At 69.5% G+C, this 20,761-nt stretch carries 20 protein-coding genes and 1 tRNA gene; 2 read left to right on the top strand and 19 right to left on the bottom strand.

Annotated features, from left to right (window positions below):
* Positions 1 to 5: 5 nt before the first annotated feature.
* The 9 genes from AB663_RS06700 to serS all read right to left on the bottom strand — a co-directional run bounded on the left by AB663_RS06700 (position 6) and on the right by serS (position 9,713).
* Positions 6 to 905 (bottom strand): carbohydrate ABC transporter permease, encoded by a 900-nt coding sequence (locus AB663_RS06700; protein ID WP_083511145.1) that lies wholly within the window; start codon positions 903 to 905, stop codon positions 6 to 8.
* Positions 902 to 1,864 carry a carbohydrate ABC transporter permease gene (locus tag AB663_RS06695; protein WP_198147947.1) on the bottom strand — a complete coding sequence of 321 codons (963 nt, stop codon included), beginning with the start codon at positions 1,862 to 1,864 and terminating at the stop codon, positions 902 to 904. The genes AB663_RS06700 and AB663_RS06695 overlap by 4 nt, the downstream gene beginning before the upstream one ends.
* 7 nt (positions 1,865 to 1,871) lie before the next feature.
* A complete protein-coding gene (locus AB663_RS06690) occupies positions 1,872 to 3,239 on the bottom strand; it encodes an ABC transporter substrate-binding protein (RefSeq protein ID WP_067197069.1) in 1,368 nt (455 codons plus the stop codon).
* 41 nt (positions 3,240 to 3,280) lie between these two features.
* Entirely contained in the window at positions 3,281 to 4,969 is a 1,689-nt protein-coding gene (locus AB663_RS06685) for a glycoside hydrolase family 13 protein (RefSeq protein WP_083511144.1), read from the bottom strand.
* Between the two features lie 139 nt (positions 4,970 to 5,108).
* Complete coding sequence (locus tag AB663_RS06680; protein ID WP_067197066.1) at positions 5,109 to 6,116, bottom strand: LacI family DNA-binding transcriptional regulator; 1,008 nt, start codon at positions 6,114 to 6,116, stop codon at positions 5,109 to 5,111.
* 40 nt (positions 6,117 to 6,156) lie between these two features.
* The gene (locus AB663_RS06675) at positions 6,157 to 7,410 is read right to left on the bottom strand and encodes an LCP family glycopolymer transferase (RefSeq protein WP_067197063.1); all 1,254 of its coding nucleotides are present in this window, start codon (positions 7,408 to 7,410) and stop codon (positions 6,157 to 6,159) included.
* Between the two features lie 53 nt (positions 7,411 to 7,463).
* A tRNA-Ser gene (locus AB663_RS06670) sits at positions 7,464 to 7,548 on the bottom strand.
* A gap of 42 nt (positions 7,549 to 7,590) precedes the next feature.
* Positions 7,591 to 8,412: an HAD family hydrolase gene (locus AB663_RS06665; protein WP_067197061.1), complete on the bottom strand. Its 822-nt coding sequence runs from the start codon at positions 8,410 to 8,412 to the stop codon at positions 7,591 to 7,593.
* On the bottom strand, positions 8,409 to 9,713 hold the full coding sequence (serS, locus tag AB663_RS06660; RefSeq protein WP_067197058.1) for a serine--tRNA ligase: 1,305 nt from the start codon (positions 9,711 to 9,713) through the stop codon (positions 8,409 to 8,411). Before serS ends, AB663_RS06665 begins: the two co-directional genes overlap by 4 nt.
* Before the next feature lie 58 nt (positions 9,714 to 9,771).
* Here serS and AB663_RS06655 point away from each other — a divergent pair, with 58 nt between their 5' ends.
* Positions 9,772 to 10,770, top strand: a complete 999-nt coding sequence (locus AB663_RS06655) for a diacylglycerol/lipid kinase family protein (RefSeq protein WP_067197054.1) — start codon at positions 9,772 to 9,774, stop codon at positions 10,768 to 10,770.
* A gap of 41 nt (positions 10,771 to 10,811) precedes the next feature.
* On the opposite strand, the gene AB663_RS06650 is transcribed toward AB663_RS06655, so the two are convergent.
* The 3 genes from AB663_RS06650 to AB663_RS17360 all read right to left on the bottom strand — a co-directional run bounded on the left by AB663_RS06650 (position 10,812) and on the right by AB663_RS17360 (position 13,325).
* The gene (locus tag AB663_RS06650; protein WP_067197051.1) at positions 10,812 to 11,549 is read right to left on the bottom strand and encodes a hypothetical protein; all 738 of its coding nucleotides are present in this window, start codon (positions 11,547 to 11,549) and stop codon (positions 10,812 to 10,814) included.
* A 52-nt stretch (positions 11,550 to 11,601) separates the two neighbouring features.
* Entirely contained in the window at positions 11,602 to 13,062 is a 1,461-nt protein-coding gene (cls, locus tag AB663_RS06645) for a cardiolipin synthase (RefSeq protein WP_067197048.1), read from the bottom strand.
* 89 nt (positions 13,063 to 13,151) lie between these two features.
* Complete coding sequence (locus AB663_RS17360) at positions 13,152 to 13,325, bottom strand: hypothetical protein (protein WP_176697141.1); 174 nt, start codon at positions 13,323 to 13,325, stop codon at positions 13,152 to 13,154.
* A 113-nt stretch (positions 13,326 to 13,438) separates the two neighbouring features.
* On the opposite strand from AB663_RS17360, the gene AB663_RS06640 reads away from it, so the two are divergent.
* The gene (locus AB663_RS06640; RefSeq protein ID WP_067202310.1) at positions 13,439 to 14,554 is read left to right on the top strand and encodes a DUF4192 family protein; all 1,116 of its coding nucleotides are present in this window, start codon (positions 13,439 to 13,441) and stop codon (positions 14,552 to 14,554) included.
* Positions 14,555 to 14,598: 44 nt separating this feature from the next.
* Here AB663_RS06640 and lysS read toward each other — a convergent pair whose 3' ends face one another.
* The 7 genes from lysS to folB form a co-directional block, all read right to left on the bottom strand.
* The gene (lysS, locus tag AB663_RS06635) at positions 14,599 to 16,125 is read right to left on the bottom strand and encodes a lysine--tRNA ligase (RefSeq protein ID WP_067197045.1); all 1,527 of its coding nucleotides are present in this window, start codon (positions 16,123 to 16,125) and stop codon (positions 14,599 to 14,601) included.
* Positions 16,126 to 16,243: 118 nt separating this feature from the next.
* Positions 16,244 to 16,948, bottom strand: coding sequence for a DUF2520 domain-containing protein (locus AB663_RS06630; protein ID WP_067197043.1), 705 nt, complete (start codon positions 16,946 to 16,948; stop codon positions 16,244 to 16,246).
* Entirely contained in the window at positions 16,945 to 18,822 is a 1,878-nt protein-coding gene (locus AB663_RS06625; RefSeq protein ID WP_083511143.1) for a PH domain-containing protein, read from the bottom strand. The genes AB663_RS06630 and AB663_RS06625 overlap by 4 nt, the downstream gene beginning before the upstream one ends.
* Positions 18,819 to 19,415 (bottom strand): PH domain-containing protein, encoded by a 597-nt coding sequence (locus tag AB663_RS06620; protein WP_067197040.1) that lies wholly within the window; start codon positions 19,413 to 19,415, stop codon positions 18,819 to 18,821. The genes AB663_RS06625 and AB663_RS06620 overlap by 4 nt, the downstream gene beginning before the upstream one ends.
* Positions 19,351 to 19,848, bottom strand: coding sequence for a DUF3180 domain-containing protein (locus AB663_RS06615; RefSeq protein ID WP_067197036.1), 498 nt, complete (start codon positions 19,846 to 19,848; stop codon positions 19,351 to 19,353). Before AB663_RS06615 ends, AB663_RS06620 begins: the two co-directional genes overlap by 65 nt.
* Positions 19,848 to 20,384, bottom strand: coding sequence for a 2-amino-4-hydroxy-6-hydroxymethyldihydropteridine diphosphokinase (gene folK, locus AB663_RS06610; protein WP_067197033.1), 537 nt, complete (start codon positions 20,382 to 20,384; stop codon positions 19,848 to 19,850). Before folK ends, AB663_RS06615 begins: the two co-directional genes overlap by 1 nt.
* Positions 20,381 to 20,758, bottom strand: a complete 378-nt coding sequence (gene folB / locus AB663_RS06605; RefSeq protein ID WP_067197030.1) for a dihydroneopterin aldolase — start codon at positions 20,756 to 20,758, stop codon at positions 20,381 to 20,383. The genes folK and folB overlap by 4 nt, the downstream gene beginning before the upstream one ends.
* Between the last annotated feature and the right edge of the window lie 3 nt (positions 20,759 to 20,761).

Below are 20,761 nucleotides of genomic sequence, written 5' to 3'. Positions count from 1 at the left end.
GCCGCCTAGCCCTTCACGGCCCCTCCGAGCCCGGCCGAGCGCAGGAACACCGACTGGAACACGAGGAACATCGCGATCGGGATGAGCGTGGCGATCGCGAGTGCGGCGAGGAACACGTCGAGCTCGGTCTGCGACTGCACGGCGGGCAACCGCACCGAGAGTGGCTGCACCGCCGGGTCCGGCAGCACGAGCATGGGCCACAGGTAGTCCTTCCACGCGGCGATGATCGCGAACACCGACACCACGCCGAGGATCGGCTTCGACATGGGCAGCACGATCGACCAGAACAGGCGGAAGGGTCCTGCGCCGTCGGTGCGGGCCGCCTCGAACACCTCGCGCGGGAGCGAGTCGAAGAACCGCTTCACGAGCAGGATGTTGAACGCGTTCGCGCCCATGGGCAGCCACACGGCGAGGTAGTTGTTCAGCAGATTGGCACCCGGGAGGAGCGGCGGATGCACGATCGTGAGGTACAGCGGCACGAGCAGCACGATCGCGGGGATGAAGAGCGTCGCCAGGACGAGGGCGTTGAGCACTCCCGCGTACCGAGGCTTGAGCACCGAGAGCGCGTAGCCTCCCGTCGTCGCCACGAGCAGCTGCACGAACCACGCGCCGGCCGCGATGATCACCGTGTTGAGGAAGTACTGGTCGATGTGGATGTCGTTCCACGCGGTCGCGAGGTTCGCCCAGTCGATGCCGTTGGGCCACAGCGCGAAGGGCTGCGACAGGGTGTCCTGCGTGGGCGTCACCGCCGACTCCCCCAGCCACAGGATCGGCCCGAGGCCCGCGATCACGAGGCCCACGAACAGGAACACGTGCGTCAGCGACAGCCCCAGGCGGATGCCGGGCCTGCGGCGTTCGGAGTGGGAGACGAGGGTGCGGTCGGCCGAGATCTCGTCGGCGCTCATGAGGTGCTCCAGCGTTCGGTGAGTCGGAAGTACAGCCACGACAGCATGGCGAGCACGATGGCCAGCAGCACCGACACCGCCGTCGCCTCGCCGTAGTCGCCGCCGAGGCTGTTGCGGAAGGCCTTGTCGTAGATGTACAGCAGGACGGTCTTGGTGGCCCCGGCCGGTCCGCCGCCGGTGAAGAGGAACGGCTCGAGGAAGACCTGCGCGGTCGCGATGATCTGCAGGATCAGCATGATGAAGAGGATGCCGCGCAGCTGCGGCAGCGTGACGTGCCAGACCTTGCGCCAGATGCCCGCCCCGTCGACCTCGGCCGCATCGTACAGCTCGGGCGGCACGCCGAGGAGTGCGGCGAGGTAGATGATGATCGACCCGCCCGCCCCGGCCCATGTCGCCTCCAGCACGAGTGAGGGCATGGCCTGCACGGCATCCTGGATCCACGGCTGCGGAGGGATGCCGAGCCCGCCGAGCACGGTGTTGAATACACCCGACGGGTCGGCGCTGTAGAAGAACTTCCACAGCAGCACGGCGACCACGGGCGGGATGACCACGGGGAGATACGCGAGGGCCGAATAGAGACCCTTCCCGCGGCGCACCTCGCTCATGAGCACGGCCATGAGGAGCGGCAGCGGGAAGCCGAAGAGCAGCGCGAGCACGGCGAACCAGAGGGTGTTGATCACGGCCCTGCCGAGCTCGGGGTCGGACAGCACCGCGACGTAGTTGTCGAGACCGACCCACTCCGCCACGATGAGGTTCGTCTTCTGCAGGCTCATCACGACCGATTGCACGATCGGCGACCACGAGAAGAACACGAACACGAACAGCATCGGCAGCACGAACAGAAGGTTCGCAACGCCGCCGCCCCGGTACCAGGTGAGCGGCGACCGGCGTCGCCGGGGGCGGGCCGCGGGTGGCGGAGAGGACTCCGCCACCCGCGGTTCGTCGAGCGTCATCGTCATGGACGGATCACTCGTCGAGCTTCGCCTGCGCGTCGATCTGCGCCTGCGCCAGCAGTGCGTCGATGTCGGCGTTCTCGTCGGTCAGCACGCTCTGCACGACGGTGTCGAGCAGCGCGTAGACCTCCTGCGTCTTCACCTTCGGCTCGCCGACGGGCGTCTGGTCCCAGATGCGCTCGCTGAACGGGGCCATCTGATCGACCGGAACGTTGATGTAGTCCGCGATCCACTCCAGCGACTGCTCGTACTGCTCGCGGCTGAGCACCGGCAGCAACGGGGTGCCGACCGCCTGGTCCGACTCCGCCAGCGTCTTGGCGTCGAGCACGGCGGCGTCCTCGTCCATGAGCTTCTGCATGTAGTACCAGTCGATCCACTCGACGGCTGCCGCCTTCGTCTTGGCGTCAACGGTCGGGCTGATCACGGCGATGTCGCCGCCGCCCAGCGTGCCGGGGTCGTCGCCCTCCATGGGCACCACGGTCATGCCGTAGATCGACGGATCCATGCCGAAGTCGCGCACGAGGGCGGTGTAGACGTCGGATCCCGACGTGTACATGCCGATGTTGCCCGCCGCGAACTCCTGGTTGATCGTTCCCCAGTCGAGGTCGACCTTCGAGCTGAACGACCCGTCCTCCCACTTCACGTCGTGCAGGAACTGCAGCGCCGCACGGGTCGCGTCGTTGTCGATCGTCGAGGTCGCCGTGCCGTCTCCGTTGTCGGTCTGCGTGCGCCCACCGCGCGCGACCGTCTGCGAGGTGAGCTGCCATCCGCCGGTGTTGTTGATGGCCATCTGCGCGTACCCCGCCTTTCCCGTGGCGTCGGTGATCGCCTTGGCGGCCTCGCGGATCTCGTCCCAGGTCTCCGGCGGATCGTCGGGGTCGAGGCCCGCCTGCTCGAACAGATCGCGGTTGTAGTGCAGAGCCGCGGCGTACGCCTGGCGCGGGAACCCGTAGATCTTGCCGTCGTCGCCGGTGACGCCGTCGAGGATGATCGGGTTGAACTTGTCGGTGTAGCCGAGCTCCTTCATCTCGGCTGTCACGTCCATGAGCTGCCCGTTCTCGAGGAGGGTCTTCGAGTCGGTGAAGGGCACCGTGAACACGTCCGGAAGGCTGCCGCCCGCGAGCTGCACGGCGAACGTCGGCCCCTCCCACTCGTACTCGACGCCGATGATGTCGATGTCGGGGTGGTCCTTCTCGAACTGCTTCTCCTGCGCGGCGAACGCGTCGTATGCCGCGGCATCCGCTCCGGGCGGGAACGTGGCGACGCGGAGCTCGGTCTTGCCTCCGTCGCCGGCTCCCTCACCGCTGCTGCAGCCGGCGAGTGCGCCGGCCATCGCCAGCACGGCCACGCCGGCTGCCAGCGTCTTCGTGGTTGACGTCATCGTCTGTCCTTCCATGTGTGTTGCTGATCGGGTGGTGCAGGTCAGAGGCCCCTGGTGGGGCGTGCGGATGCCGGCCGCAAGGCGAGCCAGACCGTGGAGTCGGGGGCGAGCAGGCCTCCCTCGAGCGGAGCGCTGGAGAGGAGCACCTCGTGATGCGCAGGCAGCGGCACCGGCACGGCACCCAGATTCGTGACGCTCACGGTGTCCTCGCCGCGGCGGAAGGCAAGCACATCGGCGCCGAGCTCCAGCCAGTCGAGAGCGCCGTCGGCGAAGTCGGGCAGCCGGCGCCGCAGCGCGATCGCGTCGCGGTACAGCCACAGGGTGGAGCCACGGTCGAGCTCCTGCGCGTCCACCGCGTACGAGGCCCAGTCCGCGGGCTGGGGCAGCCACGGCTCGCCGCCGAAGCCGTACGGGCTCGAGGTGCCCGACCACGGCAGTGGCACCCGGCATCCGTCGCGCCCTGGGTCGACCCCGCCTGACCGGAAGTGCATGGGGTCTTCGATCACCTCACGGGGCAGTTCGACCTCCGGAAGACCGAGCTCGTCTCCCTGGTAGATGTAGAGGCTGCCGGGAAGGGCCGCGACGAGCAGAGCTGCGGCACGCGCGCGCCGGGCACCGCGCGCGGCATCCGTCGGAGTCCCGAAGCGCTTGCGTTCGAAGGCGAACGACGAGTCGGCCCTGCCGTAGCGGGTCGCCGGACGCGTGACGTCGTGGTTGGAGAGCACCCACGTCGCCGGGGCACCGACCGGCGCGTGCTCGGCGAGCGTGCGGGTGATCGACGCTCGCATGGCCTGGGCGCTCCACGGCTGCGTCATGAAGCCGAAGTTGAAGGCGGTGTGCATCTCGCCTGGGCGCAGGTATCGGGCGAAGCGCTCCGGATCGTCGAGCCACACCTCCCCGACGAGCACGCGCTCGCCCTCGTACTCGTCGGCGATGGCCCGCCACGAGCGGTAGATGTCGTGCAGTTCGTCGCGGTCGGTGTGCGGATGCTGCCCCGGCGCCGCTGCCTCCGCCGGGAGGTCGGGGAGGACGGGATCCTTGACGGGCAGTGCCGCCGAGTCGATGCGCACACCGGCGACACCTCGGTCGAACCAGAAGCGCAGGACGTCCTCGTGCTCGCGCCGCACGTCGGGGTGGTTCCAGTTGAGGTCGGGCTGCTGCGGTGTGAAGAGGTGCAGGTACCATTCCCCCGGCGTGCCGTCGGGGTTCGTGGTGCGCGTCCAGGTCTCACCCTGGAAGCTCGACACCCAATCGGTCGGGATGCCGGAGCCGTCGGCCCCACGTCCCGGGTGGAACCAGAAGCGCTCGCGCTCGGGGCTGCCCGGCCCCGCGGCGAGGGCCTGCTGGAACCACTCGTGCTGCGAGGAGACGTGGTTGGGGACGATGTCGACGATCGTGCGGATGCCGAGCGCGAGAGCCTCTTCGATCAACCGCTCGGCCTCGGCGAGGGTGCCGAACCGCGGGTCGATGTCGCGGTAGTCCTGCACGTCGTAGCCGCCGTCGGCCATCGGGCTCGGGTACCAGGGGGTGAACCACAGAGCATCCACGCCGAGGCTCTTGAGATAGCCGAGCCGGGAGCGCACGCCGGCGAGGTCGCCGATGCCGTCTCCGTTCCCGTCGGCGAAGCTCCGAACGTACACCTGGTAGATCACGGCGGTACGCCACCACCCCTCGGCGGCCGGAACGGCCACGGACGGTGCGGTGCGGTTGCGCAGGACGTCGGTATCCACGGAACTCCTCGTCGACGGTGGCGGGTGTTCCGAATGTAGCGTTCTCAATGAGACAATGCAAGAACAAAACAGGATGTCGCAATTTTGCGACTGCTTGCGGGCATGCGTCAGCGATCGAGGACGGCACTCGCCACAGCGCTCAGGCCGGCAGCGGCCCCGTCGATGCGCGCAGCACCAGCTCGGGCTCGAATAGGAGCTCGTCGCCCGCGTGCACCGTGCCCGCGATCTGGGCCAGGAGCAGCTCGATCACCGCACGCCCCATCGCCTCGATCGGCTGGCGCACCGTGGTCAGCGGAGGCTCCGTGCAGCTCATGAGGGCCGAGTCGTCGAAACCCACGACGCTCACGTCTCCCGGCACCCGAAGGCCCGCGCGGCGCGCGGCACGGACTGCCCCGAGCGCCATCGGGTCGCTCGCGCAGACGATGGCCGTCGCCCCCGCCGCGAACAGACGGGCGGCTCCCGCCTGCCCCGACTCGAGGGAGTAGAGGCCACGCACGACGAGATCGTCGGAGAGCGGCTCGCCGAGGTGCTCCAGAAGACGCCGCGCGGCCTCGAGCTTGCGCTGCGAGGGGACGTGGTCCTCGGGCCCGAGAAGCATCCCGATGCGGCGGTGACCCAGCTGATGCACGTGCCGCACCGCCTGCTCCGCGGCAGCCGCGTCATCCGTCGACACGGTCGCGAACCGCAGCTCCGGCACGCGTGCGTTGACCAGCACGGTCGGGAGGTTCACCTGGCGCAGCCGCTCGTAGTGGTCGTGCGCGGCATCCGCCTGCGTGTAGTTGCCGCCGAGGAAGATCACGCCGGACACCTGCTGCGAGAGCAGCAGGTCGACGTAGTCCGACTCGGTTACCCCGCCCGCGTTCTGCGTGCACAGCAGCGGCGTGTACCCGTTCTGCGTGAGCGCTCCGCCGACGATCTCCGCGAACGCGGGGAAGATGGGGTTCTGCAGCTCCGGGAGCACGAGTCCGACCAGGCGCGCACGCTCGCCGCGCAGCTTCGTCGGCCGCTCGTAGCCGAGCACATCCAGCGCGGTGAGCACGGCCTGGCGCGTCGCGTCTGAGACCCCCGGCTTGTCGTTGAGCACGCGGCTGACGGTCGCCTCGCTCACGCCGACCTTGCGTGCCACCTCCGCCAGACGCTTCGACATGGCCCCAGCTTACGCAAGGACTTGCGCAAGACTTGCGTGATCAGCGCACGTTGCCGTTCGAGCACGTCGTCTGGGCCGCCGAGGTCCCCTTGATGGTGTTCGGCAGCTGCACCACGTCGCTCGGCGTCGCGCTCGGATCGGGCGTCGCCGGATCGGTGGGCGTCGCCGGGTCAAGGGTGGGTCCGGGATCCGTGACGATCACGCCGTCGTTCTCGGTGTTCTCGTGCGTCACCTGCAGCTGCGCGTTCGCGTTGATCGCGTCCCACATGGCGGTCGCGGCCTGCTTGTCCGGCACGACCTTGTTGGGGTTGTCCGGGTCGGTCAGGGTCGGATACTGCAGGAACACGATGTCCTCGAACTTCACGGACTTCACCGCGAGCGCGATCTGGACGATCTTGGTCGGGTCGGCCAGCGACTCGCTCGGCTCCAGGTTCTTCACCGCCGTGGTGGCCAGGTTCAGCATCAGCGGCACGTTGCTGAGCGTGTCGGAGCTGATGAGCTTCTTGGCCAGGTTCGACATGTACTGCTGCTGGTTGCCGATGCGGCCGAGGTCGCTGCCGTCGCCGACGCCATGGCGGGTGCGGAGGAACTGCAGCGCCTCGAGGCCCTGCAGGGTGTGGGTGCCCGCGGTCAGGTCGAGGCTCGTGTAGCGGTCCTTGATGGGGTTCGCCAGGCACACCTCCACGCCGCCGATGGCGTTGGTGATCTCGATCACGCCGCCGAAGGTCACGGATGCCGCGAACTGCACGTCCTGCCCGGTGAGCTTGGAGATCGTGCGCACGACGCAGTTGAGACCGCCGTCGGTGTAGGCGACGTTGAGGGGCTGCTTGCTCATCGCCGAATGCGTGCGGCCCTCTTCGTCCTCGCACTCCGGGATGGGCAGCATGAGGTCGCGCGGGAAGCTCACGACCGTCACACGACGCGGCTCGTCCGACACGTGCACGAGGAGGTTCACGTCGTTGAGCGTGCCCTCGGAGTCCTTGCCCGTGCAGCGGTCGCCGAAGTACTGCTTGTACGAGTCCTCGCAGGTGTCGACGCCCGTGAGCACGAGGTTGAATCCGCCCTTGTACTCGCCGATGTCCGGCGGGATCGACTCCTGACCGTCGATCGCCACGGCGTTCGCGCTCGCCGTGCTGGCGAGATCGTAGAAGATGTAGGCGCCGACGCTCGCCCCGCTCACCAGCAGCACCGCCAGGCCGATGCCGATGAAGCTCAGCAGCTGGCTGACCGCACGGGGAGTGCGCAGCTGACCGTGACGTGCGATGGTTCGACGGCGTCGGGTGTGGGGACTCACTCGGGGCCTTTCGGGATCACTTCAGCCACATGCAGAGGATGCGGGCCTTCTTGCGGAGGGTGTGGGATTCGAACCCACGAGACATCTCTGCCCACTGGTTTTCAAGACCAGCTCCATCGGCCGCTCGGACAACCCTCCCGACGGACGAATCCGCCGACAAGCCGTGAGTCTAGCCGAGTTCTATTCTGTCGCGCTGACCTGGGCGCGCGCTGGAAGAGTGTCGAGGGCGCGTGCGAGCCCGCCGTCCACGACGTCGGCGGTGATCTCCCCCGCCGCGTCCTTCACCTCGTCGGGTGCCTGCCCCATCGCTACGGCGCGGCCGCCGTGAACCCGAGCCCACCCGAACATGCCGATGTCGTTGCGGCCGTCTCCGGCGACGAGCACACGGTCGCCCGGGATGCCGAGACGGGCGCGGACGAGCTCCAGCGCCGTCCCCTTGTCGACCCCCTGCGGTGCGATGTCCAGCCACGCGGTCCAACCGATCGCGTACGACACCTCGTTCAGGCCGGCATCCGCCACCAGCCGGTGGAAGTCCTCCTCGTCGTGCCCGGGAGAGACGACGACGATGCGCGACACCGGAGCGTCCGAGAGCTCATCGAAGCCGACCTGCCGGCCGCCGTCGAGCGTCCAGTCGTCGAGCTGCTGGGTGTACAGACGCTGACCCGACGCCAACTCCACCATGTACCGCGCATCCGGGAGCCGATCGCGCAGCAGCTCGAGCACCGGTGACGGATCGAAGGTCTCGACGTTCCAGCGCTCCCACTCGTCGCCGTCGCGCCGCATCGTGACGGCGCCGTTCGAGCACACGACGTATTCGGCCGAGAGCCCGAGCTCCTCCACATACCGCCGGGTCGCCATCCAGCTGCGACCGGTCGCGATCGTGACGACGTGGCCGGCGTCTCTGACCCTCGCCACAGCCTCGGGCACGCCAGGGCTCATGGTCTCGTCCTGCAGCAGGATCGTTCCGTCGACGTCGAGACCGATGAGCCAGGGAGCGGTCACTTCGCTCCCTGCGCAAGCGGGCGCACCGGCTCCAGCACCTCGAGGCCGCCGAGGTACGGCCGCAGCACCTCGGGCACACGCACCGAGCCGTCAGCCTGCTGATGCGTCTCGAGGAGTGCGACGATCCACCGCGTGGTGGCGAGCGTGCCGTTGAGGGTGGCGACCGGCTGCGTCTTCGACGTCGAACCCGCGGCGTCCGCCGGACGGTACCGCACGTCGAGCCGGCGGGCCTGGAACGTGGTGCAGTTCGACGTCGAGGTGAGCTCTCGGAAGGCGCCCTGCGTCGGCACCCACGCCTCGATGTCGTACTTGCGGGCGGCGCTCGAACCGAGGTCTCCCGCGGCCACGTCGATCACACGGTAGGCGAGGCCGAGAGAGCTCAGCATCTCCTCCTGCAGAGCCACCAGACGCAGGTGCTCGGCTTCGGCGTCGTCGGGGGTCGTGTACACGAACATCTCGAGCTTGTTGAACTGGTGCACGCGGATGATGCCGCGCGTGTCCTTGCCGTGCGAACCCGCCTCTCGGCGGTAGCACGTCGACCAGCCGGCGTAGCGCAGGGCTCCGGTCGACAGATCGAGGATCTCGTCCTTGTGGAAGCCGGCGAGCGCGACCTCGCTCGTGCCGACGAGGTACAGATCGTCGTCCTTGTCGAGGTGGTAGACCTCGTCGGCGTGCTCGCCGAGGAAGCCCGTGCCCTGCATGATCTCGGGGCGCACGAGCGTGGGCGTGATGAGCGGCTCGAACCCGTTCTGCAACGCCTTGTCGAGAGCGAGGTTCATCAGCGCGATCTCCAGGCGCGCACCGACGCCGCGGAGGAAGTAGAAGCGGGCGCCGGAGACCTTGGCCCCGCGCTCCATGTCGATGGCGCCGAGCATCTCCCCCAGTTCGAGGTGGTCGCGCGGCTCGAAGTCGAACGCCGGGATCTCGCCGACGCGGCGGAGCTCAACGAAGTCGGCCTCGCCGCCGGCGGGCACCCCGTCGATCACGATGTTCTCGATACGTGCCATCGCCGCCGTCGCAGCCTCGGCCGCCTCGTTCGCGGCCTGCTGGGCCTGCTTGACGCGCTCGGCCAGGTCTTTCGCCTGCGCCACCAGCGCGGCCTTCTCGTCCTTCGGAGCCTGCGCGACCTTCTTGCCGAAGGCGTTCTGCTCGGCACGCAGCTCCTCGAAAGCGGCGAGCGCAGCCCTGCGCGATCGGTCTGCCTCGAGCGCATCGTCGACGGTGGTCTGATCGTTGCCGCGGGCGGCCTGGGAGCGGCGGACGATCTCGGGGTTGTCGCGGAGCAGGGCGAGGTCGATCATCCACCAAGTCTACGGTGCCCGGATCGGCCCCTCGGCGAGCGCGGATTAGAGTAGCGCCATGACGAAGCGCGCCCCGGCCCGACGCCAGGCGGCGCTCGTCTACAACCCGATCAAGGTCGACGAACGGCGGCTGCGCGCCACGGTCCGCGAGCTGTCGGCGGAGGCGGGGTGGGAGCATCCGGCCTTCTACAAGACCACCGTCGACGACGCCGGTCAGGGCGCGACGGCCGAGGCCATCGCCCGCGGCGTGGATGTCGTGCTCGTCGCAGGCGGGGACGGCACCGTGCGGGCGGTCGCCGAGGCGATGGCGAACACCGGGGTGCCGCTCGCGATCCTGCCCAGCGGCACCGGCAACCTCCTGGCGCGCAACCTCGGCCTCACGCTGGGCGATCCCGCCGAGATGGTGCGCGCCGCGCTCGGCGACTTCCGGCACGCGATCGACCTAGGCTGGGCGCACCTCACCCGGGCAGACGGCTCCCAGTCGGAGCACGCCTTCGTCGTGCTTGCGGGCATCGGCCTGGATGCCGACATGATCGCGAACACCCGGCCCGATCTGAAGAAGTCGGTGGGGTGGATCGCCTATGTCGACGGCGCCGCGCGTTCCCTCGCCACCGCGAAGCCGTTCCGCTCGGTGTTCCAGATCGACGACGGACGCCTGCACACGACGAAGGTGCAGAGCATCCTCTTCGCCAACTGCGGAACGCTCCCGGCCGGCATCTCGCTCATCCCCGATGCGTCGATCGCCGATGGGATGCTCGACGTCGCGGTGATCCAGCCGAGCGGCGCGTTCGGCTGGCTGGGCGTGTGGCGCAAGATCTGGTGGGACAACTCGGTGCTGCGGCGCTTCCGCGCGGGGCGTCGCGTGCTCCAGCGACGAGGCAAGGACGCCTCGGTGCACTATTTCCGCGGCCTCGTCGCCGAAGCGGCCGCAGCGGCACCCATCCCGGTCGAGCTCGACGGTGACGAGTTCGGCGAGGCGGTGCGCATGACGTGCCGTGTCGACCCTGGGGCTCTCCTTCTCGCTCTGCCGGCCGGTCACCCCGTGCACTCGATCTGACGCGATCCGTCAGCCGGGGTGCGGCGGGGCGGGCGGAAGCGTCAGCCCCGGACCGTGACGGTGCCGTCGAGCCCGCCGCCGACGAGGGTCAGGGTGAAGGCATCGTCCGAGACGGCTTCATCGTCGAAGCTCAGCAGCGTCGCCCGCGGTGCCATGTCCATCGTGCACATGCGGTCATCGTCGGTGGCGAAGGTCGCCGTCCCCGCATCGCCCGAACCCTCGACCGACTCGACGATCGGCGGGCATCCGGACGAGCCCCAGGTGAGGAGCACGAGCAAGCCGTCGTCGACCCACCCCGCCGACGGCAGGTACTCGGTCGACGAGCCGGGGGCGCCGGAGTTCGCGGCATCCCCGTCGAGATCGACGTCGTCGGAGATGTCTCCGTAGGCGACCTCGAGAGTGACGTCCTGCGTCGGATCCACGCCCTCCGGCAGCGCGCCGATGCTCGCGCGCGGCGCGAAGTCGGCCGTGCACACCTGGTCGGTCGCGGCATCCATCAGCGTCACGCGAACCTTCTGTCCCTCGGCGGCGACCTCCTCGACGGCAGGGACGCACGAGGACGATCCCCACGTGACGACGGCGAACATGCGCCCGTCGTCGAGGATCGCGCCTTCGAGATCGTCGGAGTCATCGGTCCCGTCGCCGCCGACCTGTTCGTTCGGGGTGGACCGCGGCGAGCTCGTCGGCGCCGTCGATCCCGGTGCTGCCGTGCATCCGGTGGCGAGGAGCAGCGCGGCGAGAGCGGACAGGGCGGCGACGGCACGCGTGGCGGAGGTCATGCGACAACGCTACCGAGGCGCGGGCGAGAACGGGAGCGGGGGCCGCGCACGCTCACTGCAGCGCGGACGTGAGCCGGGCGAGGTTGTCGAGCACCGTGGAGCGGAGCGGCTGCTGCATCCACTCCTCGAGGGTGAGCTCACGGCTGAGGGACCGGTACTGGTCTTCGACCACGCGCATCTCAGCGACGAACTCCTCGCCCCGCACGAGCATCGACACCTCGAGGTTGAGGCCGAACGATCTCATGTCCATGTTGCTCGAGCCGATTACGGCGACCTCGTCGTCGATGGTGAGGCTCTTCGTGTGCAGGATGTAGGGCTTGCGGTACATCCAGATGCGCACCCCGGCCTTGAGCAGCGCTTCGTAGTAGCTGCGCTGCGCGTGATAGACCATGGCCTGGTCGCCCTCCTCCGACACGAAGAGCTCGACGGCCACGCCCCGGTCGACTGCCGCGGTGACGGCGAGCAGGAGGGCCTCGTCCGGCACGAAGTAGGGGCTCACGATCATGATCTTCTCTTTGGCCGCGTAGAGCAGACCGAGGAAGAGCCGGAGGTTGTTCTCGACTTCGAAGCCGGGTCCGGACGGCACGACCTGGCAGTCGAGGTCGCCGCTGCCCGGTTCGGCGCTGGTGATGTCGATGCCTTCGAGCACGACATCGGTCTCGCTGTACCAATCGGCGACGAAGATCGCGTTCACGCTGAGCACGACGGGGCCGTCGATGCGCACCATGAGGTCGACCCAGTGCAGCCCGCGACGGATGTTCTTCGGGAGGTTGTACGTCGAGTCGGTGATGTTCTGCGAGCCGAGGAAGGCCACCCGTCCGTCGACGACGAGCAGCTTGCGGTGGTTGCGGAGATCGGGCCGCTGCATCTTGCCCTTGAGCGGCTGGACGGGGAGCATGAGATGCCAGTCCGCACCCATCGCGTTCAGGCGGCGGATCGTCGCCCGGTAGCGGGGTTTCCACCGGTTGGCCCAGTGGTCGAGGAGCACGCGCACCTTGACGCCACGCGCCGCGACCTCTTCGAGCGCCCGGAAGAAGTTGTCCGTCGAGTCGTCGGATTGAAGGATGTAGAACTCGACGTGCACGTACTCGGTGGCCGTGCGTATCTCATCGGCCATCGCATCGAGCGACTCGTGGTAGTCGGAGATGAGGTGGGCGCCGTTGTCGCCCGAGATCGGCAGCGCGCCGAGCTGGTGGTTCATGTCGACGAGAGGCGGGAGCCAGCTCGGCGGGTCTGGCCGGAGCGTGCCGAAGTGCAGGTTCTCGCTGGTCTCCGCGATGTACGCGTTGATCTGCGCCTGCTTGCGGCGGCGGGCTCGCGGAAGTCGCGGATTGCCGATGAGCAGGAAGAGGAAGACCCCGAGGAACGGGATGAAGAAGATCGCCAGCAGCCAGGCCATGGCCGCCGTTGGTCGGCGATTGCGCGGCACGACGATGATCGCCGTCGCACGGATGGCGAGGTCGAGGACGAGCAGGAAGGCAGCGAGCCACCAGCCCCAGCCGTCTGGGATCATCCCCCGTCCTCTCTGCGCGCACCCGCACCGCGACACCGTTCATCGCGGCGGGCGCTCACGCTTACGGTAGCGGATGCCTCCGACGCTGCTCAGGAGCGGGGCGGGAGCCCGCGAGCCGCGCGCTCCTCCGCCTCGATCCGGGCGTGCACCTTGCGCTCCGTGCGGTCGAAGCGGAGGATGCCGCGCAGCACGAAGAAGAACACGACGCTCACGCCGATGGTCGGAAGGATCGACCATGCCGCGGCGAGCCAGAAGTTCTCCATGACACCATCGTACGCGAGGCACTTCTCCTCCACATCGGACGACCTTCAGGATTCCCCGCCCGAACCCTGTGGAACGCCCCCGCGCGGTGCCCGCCATGGCCGACACTCGCGTCATGACCACAGTTCTCCGAGCCGCGGATTCTGCGGACTTCCTGCGCATCGTCCCCTCACTCGCCGGGTTCACGCCCCGCCGCAGCATCCTGCTGCTGCCGTTCCGCGGTTCGCGGACGCATGGCGCGCTCCGCCTCGATCTTCCTGCGGACCACGTCGATCCCGAGGGATACGCGGATGCCGCGATCGACCTCGTCACGCGGGTCGACGGCACGGATGCCGTCGCCGTCGTCGCCTACGTCGACGACGAGCCGCTGAGCACCCACGACGGGCTGCTGCTGCCGTTCGCACCCCAGGTCGACGATCTGCTCGCCTGCGCCGACGAGCGGGACCTCCGCATCGTCGACGCGCTGTGCGTGACCCCCGCCGGCTGGGCGAGCTATCTGCACGACGATCCCCAGCTCGTTCCGTTCGACGAGGTCCCGCCGCCGGAGGTGCCGGGCGGTGCCGATGTCTCGGGCGATCAGCTCTCCGGCGCCGCGCTGCCGACCGCCGACCTCGCGGAGAAGGAGCGCGTGGGGCGTGCCCTGCGCGACATCTCGGGCCTCCTCGACCGCGGCGACGACGTGCGGCTCACCGCCCGCGAGAATCCGCAGGCTCTCGCCGCGCTCCTGCTGCTCGACGACGTCACCGAGCTGTTCGAGGCGCTTCTCGACGACCCCGACGCGCCGCCGCCTTTCGCGGCGGCCGCGCTCCTCTGGTGCCTCGACCGCCCCCTCTTGCGTGACGTCGCGCTCACCCAGTGGGCCAGCGATCGCGTGGGAGGCGCGCGCACGCTCGCCGCGCAGCTGGCGTTCGCCGACGACGGCACCAGCATCCCCGAAGACCTCGGCGAGCTGTTCCTCGGTCGCGGACCCGCACCCGACGCCGACCGGTTGAGACGCGCTCTGCGACTCGCGAGGGCGGTCGCGGCGCGCGCTCCCCGCCCTTCGCGTCCTGGAGCGCTCACCGTGGCGGCGTGGCTCTCCTGGGCTCTGGGTCGCGCGTCGCATGCCGCGTACTATCTCGATCTCGTGGCGGAGATCGATCCCCGCTACGGTCTCGCCGCCCTGCTCCGGACGATGATCGACGCCGCGATGCTGCCCGAGTGGGCGTTCCACCGAGGCGCCGCCGCGTGACGACGGCAGCAGAGTGGCACCTCGCCGCCGACGGCGGAGCGCGTCTACTTCACCAGGGGGAAGAGGATCGTCTCGCGGATGCCGAGGCCGGTGATGGCCATCAACAGCCGGTCGATGCCCATGCCCATGCCTCCCGACGGCGGCATGCCGTGCTCGAGGGCGCGCAGGAACTCCTCGTCGATCGGCATCGCCTCGACGTCGCCTCTGGCTGCGAGCTTGGCCTGCTCGACGAAACGTTCACGCTGGATCACGGGGTCGACGAGCTCCGAGTATCCGGTCGCCAGCTCGAATCCGCGGATGTACAGATCCCACTTCTCCACGACGCCGTCGATCGAACGGTGCTCGCGGACGAGCGGCGACGTGTCGACAGGGAAGTCCATGACGAAGGTGGGACGCACGAGGTCGCCCTTCACGAAGTGCTCCCAGAGCTCTTCGACGAGCTTTCCGTGCGTGGCCTGCGGTGGAAGGTCGACGCCGTTCTCCTCCGCGAACGCGATGAGATCCTCGACCGGGTCCTGCGGTGTGATCGTTCGCCCGGAGGCCGCGGACAGCGACTCGTACATCGAGATGCGGTCCCACTCACCGCCGAGGTCGTATTCGGTGCCGTCCGCCCAGGTGACAGAGGTCGAACCGGAGACCGCGATGGCCGCCTGCTGCACGAGCTCCTGCGTGAGCGCGGCCATCTGGTTGTAGTCGCCGTATGCCTGATACGCCTCGAGCATCGCGAACTCCGGGCTGTGCGTGGAGTCGGCTCCCTCGTTGCGGAAGTTGCGGTTGATCTCGAACACCCGCTCGATGCCGCCGACGACCGCGCGCTTGAGGTAGAGCTCCGGGGCGATGCGGAGGTACAGCTCGGTGTCGAAGGCGTTGGAGTGCGTGACGAACGGCCGGGCGGATGCTCCACCGTGCTGCACCTGCAGCATGGGCGTCTCGACCTCGAGGTAGCCGTGGCTGGCGAACGTCGCGCGCAGGCTCGCGTTCACCGTCGCGCGAGCGCGCACGGTGGTCCTGGCCTGCTCGCGCACGATGAGGTCGAGGTACCTGCTGCGCACCCGGCTCTCTTCGCTGAGCTCGGCGTAGGCGTTGGGCAGCGGCAGGATCGCCTTCGACGCGATGGTCCACTCGTCGGCCATGATCGACAACTCGCCGCGGCGGCTGGAGATCACCTCGCCGTGCACGAACACGTGGTCGCCGAGGTCGACGTACTCCTTCCAGTCCGCGAGCGACTGCTCGCCGACGTTCGCGAGGGAGATCATCGCCTGGATGCGCGAGCCGTCGCCCGCCTGCAGCGTGGCGAAGCAGAGCTTGCCGGTGTTCCGGCTGAACACCACGCGGCCGGCGACGCCCACGACGACGCCGGTCTCGGCGCCGGCTTCCAGGTCGCCGTACTCGGCCCGGAGCGCGGGGATCGTGTGCGTGATCGGCACGCCCACCGGGAACGCACCCCCTCCGGCATCCGCGCGCTTCGCGATGAGGCGCTCGCGCTTGGCCAGGCGGACGGCCTTCTGCTCGTGCACGTCTTCGTCGGCGATCTGGGGGTTCTGCTCGGGCGCGGCGGACGCGTCAGTCATTCGGGGCTCCTTGGAAGTCTCTCCCAGTTTACCGAGGCGCCGCACCCGCCCCTGCGGGCACCCCCGCAGGGCCTGGCGCCGGCTGTCCGCGCCCCGCGCGGCGCGTGTGAGCCGCGCCTCAGCCGAGCGGCGACGGGTCCGAGGCGTCGCGCAGCGCACGCTCGACCGTCGACTGCACGAGCGCAGACAGGTACCCGCCCGGATTCTCGACGCCGATGCCTCTGAGGCGTCCCGTCGACTGCGCGATGAGCGAGCGGGAGAACTCGGTGACAGTCTCGATCGCATCGGCGTACGCGGTGCGGTCGTCCTCGGCGATCACGACGGGTTCGCAGCCGATCTCGACGGCGATCGCCTGAGCGATCGGCAGCACTGCGGGCGGCGCCGTCACGGCCGCGTATCCCGCCTGAAGCTGGCGGAGATCGATCGAGGTACCCGTGAAAGCGATCGCGGGGTGCACGGCGAGCGGGATGGCTCCGCGCTCGGCAGCCGGACGCAGCACCTCGACGCCGTATGCCGGGTCGGTGTGGAGAACGAGCTGACCGAGCTGCCATCCGCCGAGCTCGGCGATCCCGGCGACCAGGTCGGGGAGTTGGTCGTGGGGCACGGCGAGCACGACGAGCTCGCTGCGCCGCACCACGTCGAGCGGCTCCAGCACGGGCACATCGGGAAGGACCGCCGACGCGCGGTCATCGTCGGAGCCGCTCGTGATCCCGGTGATGGCGTGCCCGGCTCCGGCCAGCGCCGCGCCGATCACCGGTCCGACCCGGCCTGCGCCGATGATGCCCACCCCCAACCGCCCATCGCGCCGCAGCGGATCGCTCATCGAGCCTCTCCCGCGCCCGGCTGCGCCGGAGGCTGCACCGGGGGCACCGGCGGCACCGGAGGCAGCGGAGGCTGCATCGGAGGCATCGGCGCCTGCACCGGAGGCACAGGGGACACAGGCTGCGCCGCCGGCGGCACCGGGGCTTGCACCGGCGGGACCGCGAGCGGCGGCACCGGCGGTGCGACGAACGCGGGCTCGGGGCTCGCAGCATCCGCCGACGGGGCGGGTGTCGCGTGCTCCCCCCAGCGGTGGGACTGGTCGAGTGCGGCTGCGCGCACCGCCGCCCGGCTGACCTCGTCGAGAAGGTGCAGCGCATCGGCACGTTCGAGGCCGGAGAGCACGCCGGTGATCGGACCTTGCACCGAGTGCACCTGGGCGCCCGACACGCGCTGCGCGCGGTCGATCGGTCCCTGCGCGAGCGAGACGCCCTGCATCCGCGCCAGAGGGAAGACGGCGAGCTTGCGCCATACCGTTCCGCGACGCAGCAGCACGCCGAAATCCGTGACGGCGTAACCGTGCCGCTTCCACGACAGCGGCCGACGCCACCACGCGCGTGCGGGCATCGTGCGATAGGGGTCGTCGGCTGCGGGCCCGAGGATCCCGTGCTCCCACACCAGAGGGATGTCCGACGCAGGGGCGTCGGGGAGGATCAGGGCGAGAACGCGCTCGACGTCGGCCCGCTTCCCCACCGGCAGCACCACGTTGAACTGCTGCGCGTTGCCGGACTGCTGCTGCGACGCGCTCTTGCCGCTCATGCGGTTGATCTTGATCGTCCACCAGCCGAACGGGCGCCACAGCAGCGACTGCGACACTTCGACGGCGAAGATGCGGCCAGGCGGAAGGGTCTCGGTGACCGTCGTGAGCAGGCCGTACGTGATGCGCACGCCATCGGGTGTCGGCGCGATCGCGTATCGCAGCGACGTGGAGATCCGCGCCCACGTGATTCCGACGGTCGTGATGATGAGGGGGATGCCGACGCCCAGTCCCACGCCGAGTCCGACGATGCCGTCGACCGGCGCATCGTCGACGATCGCTCCGAAGAGCACGCCGCCCATCGCCAGGAGGAAGATCACGCCGAAGAAGCCCAGCCACAGCACGCTCGAGATCAGCTGCGAGCCGATAAGCCGCCCCGCGGGGATCTTCACCACGCTCTCGGGCGCGACATCGGCCAGGTCGACGCCCGCGATGAGTCCGTTGACCCCGTCGCCCACGACGCCCGAGAGCTGGGCGCGAACCGATCCTGGCGCACCGGCGGGCATCGGAGTCCCGGATGCGGCCGCCTGGCGAGCCGCGCGCGCCCCGGACGCCAGGCGCAGGATGTCGGCGCGCACCGACTCCGCGCGTGCCGTGGCGAGGTACTCGAGCTCGACGTTCGCATCGTTGCCCGCGCCGACCACTTCGAGCTTGGCCAGCCCGATGAGCCGCGCCGGGAAAGGACGCGTGAGGTTGACGCCCTGCACCCGGTCGAGAGGCGCTCGGCGGTGCGAACGGAACACGATGCCCTTGCGCACCTCGACGTGATCGCCGGTGATGCGGAACTGCTGAAAGCGCCAGACCACCCAGAAGATGCCGACGAGGACCACGACGAGCGCGAGCACGCCGAGCAGCACGACCAGCGCGAGGTTGTTCGCGACGACCCAGTCGACCGCATCTCCGCCGTTGTAGTCGTCGTGCGCATCGGGCTCGAAGAGGTCGACCACCCAGGCGATGAGGCGGTCGCGCAGGTTCGCGAAGACCAGACCGCCGACGACGATGAGGGCGAGGCCGCCCTTGAAGAGCGGCGTCAGCGGGTGCATCCGGTGCCACTCGCCGTCGGCGAGCGTCGGCTGACCGGCAGGAGCCTGGGCGGACGCGATGGGCGGCTGCTCGCTCACAGTCCGGTCCGGCGGGTCTCGGCGACCTCGATGAGCGTGTCGCGCAGGGCCTCGGCGGCGTCGGGGGTGAGGCCGGGGATCTGCACTCCCGTGGTCGCGGCAGCCGTGACCAGCTTGAGCTGCGACACCGAGAAGGCACGGTCGAGCGGGCCCTGCGTGATGTCGACGAGCTGCATGCGTCCGTACGGCACCGCGATGATCCGCTGCCACAGGATCCCCTTGCGGAAGACGATGTCGTCGTCGCGCAGCATGTATCCGATCGCGCGCGCCTGTCGCGGCAAGACCACGAGGGTCGCGAGGGTGAGGAGCACGACGACGCCGGCCGGGATGAGCGCCCACTGCTGCTCGAGCACGAACGTCAGCACGAGGGCGGCGATCACGACCAGCGCGATCACGATGAGGTTCTGCACGATCTGCGACACGACGTACCGCGGAGAGATCTGGTGCCACACGCCGTCGAGCTCGAGCCGTGCGGCGCTGCGGGGCGTGCGCAGTGCGGTGTAGGTGCCGCGGTCCAGAACGCCGGGGTCAGTGCCCTGCGTCGTACTCCGAGGGTCCTGGTTCAGCGGAGGGGTCTCGGGGTTCTGAGTCATCGGGATCCTTCGGGATGGTGCAGAGCTGTTCGGCCACGAGCGCGGCGATCACGAGCACGACCGCGCCGCCGATCAGTGCGATCAAGGCCACTGTCGACCCTACCCGCGGATCGATCGGCCGCGACAGCAGGTAGGCCAGCAGACCCGCGCCGAAGCCCGCCATGATGGCTCCGAGGAGGCTCGACGCGCGCGCGAGCGTGACAGCGCGAAGCGCCCGGAAGGGGTCGATGCGGATGCCGGTGCGCACGCTGCGCCGCACCGGCCAGGCGAGCACGAGCGAGGCCACACCGATGATGACCAGGAGCACCGGGAGGAACAGCGACGGGGTGAAGGTCGCCCGCCCCATGGCGGTGCGCACGTGGTCGAGGAGGAAGCCGGCGCCGCCCGCGAGCAGCGCCAGCACGACGAGGAGTCCGGCAGATGTGCGCCGCATCACTCTCCCCCAGCGCGCAGCCGCGCGACGAGGTCGGCCACCCTGCCCCGCCCTGGCAGCACGGCGTCGGGGTCGAGCTCCAGCCAGGGCTCCAAGACGAACAGCCGCTCGGACGCCCGCGGATGCGGCAGCTGCAGGTGGGGCTCGTCGGAGGTTTCGTCGTCGTACGCGATGAGGTCGAGGTCGAGCGTGCGGTCGCCCCACCTCTCCAGTCGCTCGCGGCCGTTCTCCGCCTCGATCGCGTGGAGCATGCCGAGGAGGATCTCCGGCGCGAGGCGCGTGGTGACGAGCGCCACGGCGTTCACATAGACGGGAGCGTCGGGGTCGGGCCCGTCGAGCTTGATCGCGACGCTCTCGATCAAGCGTGACAACCGCACGTCGCTCACGAGGGGCAGCCGCGCGATGCGCTCGGCGGCACGGCGGATCGTGTCTTCGCGATCGCCGAGGTTCGCACCGAGTGCGACGACGGCGACGGCATCCTCTCGTCCTGTCGTCGAGGGCGGGATGTCCGGCGGGATGGTCAGGTTGCGGCTCACAACGGCACCTCCTGTCGCGTGCGGTGAACGGTCACCGAGACGTCGGCGAACGTGAGCGGGATCGGGGCGTGCGGCTTGTGCACCGTGACGCTCGCCTCGCGGACGCGGGAGTCGGCGAGCGCGGCGTCGGCGACGCGCTCGGCGAGGGTCTCGATGAGGTTGACCGGGTCGCCGGAGACGATCTCGGCGATCCGCTCGGCGAGCTCTCCATAGTGCACGGTGTCGGCGACGTCGTCGGACGAGGCTGCCGGATGCAGCGGCATCCGCAGGGTCACGTCGATGGTGAACTCCTGCCCGTTCCCGCGTTCGTGATCGTAGACGCCGTGGCGGCCGAACACGGTGAGCCCGGTGAGGCGGATCTCGTCGAGGTGCATGAT

Origin of the sequence: Microbacterium sp. XT11 (assembly GCF_001513675.1) — a bacterium.
GTDB lineage: Bacteria > Actinomycetota > Actinomycetes > Actinomycetales > Microbacteriaceae > Microbacterium.
This window is presented reverse-complemented; position numbering and strand designations above follow the sequence as displayed.

Coding starts and splice junctions, on each gene's coding strand:
- AB663_RS06700 (WP_083511145.1), bottom strand. CDS start 905: ATGAGCGCCGACGAGATCTCGGCCGACCGCACCCTCGTCTCCCACTCC.
- AB663_RS06695 (WP_198147947.1), bottom strand. CDS start 1,864: ATGACGATGACGCTCGACGAACCGCGGGTGGCGGAGTCCTCTCCGCCA.
- AB663_RS06690 (WP_067197069.1), bottom strand. CDS start 3,239: ATGACGTCAACCACGAAGACGCTGGCAGCCGGCGTGGCCGTGCTGGCG.
- AB663_RS06680 (WP_067197066.1), bottom strand. CDS start 6,116: ATGTCGAAGCGTCTGGCGGAGGTGGCACGCAAGGTCGGCGTGAGCGAG.
- serS (WP_067197058.1), bottom strand. CDS start 9,713: ATGATCGACCTCGCCCTGCTCCGCGACAACCCCGAGATCGTCCGCCGC.
- AB663_RS06655 (WP_067197054.1), top strand. CDS start 9,772: ATGACGAAGCGCGCCCCGGCCCGACGCCAGGCGGCGCTCGTCTACAAC.
- AB663_RS06650 (WP_067197051.1), bottom strand. CDS start 11,549: ATGACCTCCGCCACGCGTGCCGTCGCCGCCCTGTCCGCTCTCGCCGCG.
- cls (WP_067197048.1), bottom strand. CDS start 13,062: ATGATCCCAGACGGCTGGGGCTGGTGGCTCGCTGCCTTCCTGCTCGTC.
- AB663_RS17360 (WP_176697141.1), bottom strand. CDS start 13,325: ATGGAGAACTTCTGGCTCGCCGCGGCATGGTCGATCCTTCCGACCATC.
- AB663_RS06640 (WP_067202310.1), top strand. CDS start 13,439: ATGACCACAGTTCTCCGAGCCGCGGATTCTGCGGACTTCCTGCGCATC.
- lysS (WP_067197045.1), bottom strand. CDS start 16,125: ATGACTGACGCGTCCGCCGCGCCCGAGCAGAACCCCCAGATCGCCGAC.
- AB663_RS06630 (WP_067197043.1), bottom strand. CDS start 16,948: ATGAGCGATCCGCTGCGGCGCGATGGGCGGTTGGGGGTGGGCATCATC.
- AB663_RS06620 (WP_067197040.1), bottom strand. CDS start 19,415: ATGACTCAGAACCCCGAGACCCCTCCGCTGAACCAGGACCCTCGGAGT.
- AB663_RS06615 (WP_067197036.1), bottom strand. CDS start 19,848: ATGCGGCGCACATCTGCCGGACTCCTCGTCGTGCTGGCGCTGCTCGCG.
- folB (WP_067197030.1), bottom strand. CDS start 20,758: ATGCACCTCGACGAGATCCGCCTCACCGGGCTCACCGTGTTCGGCCGC.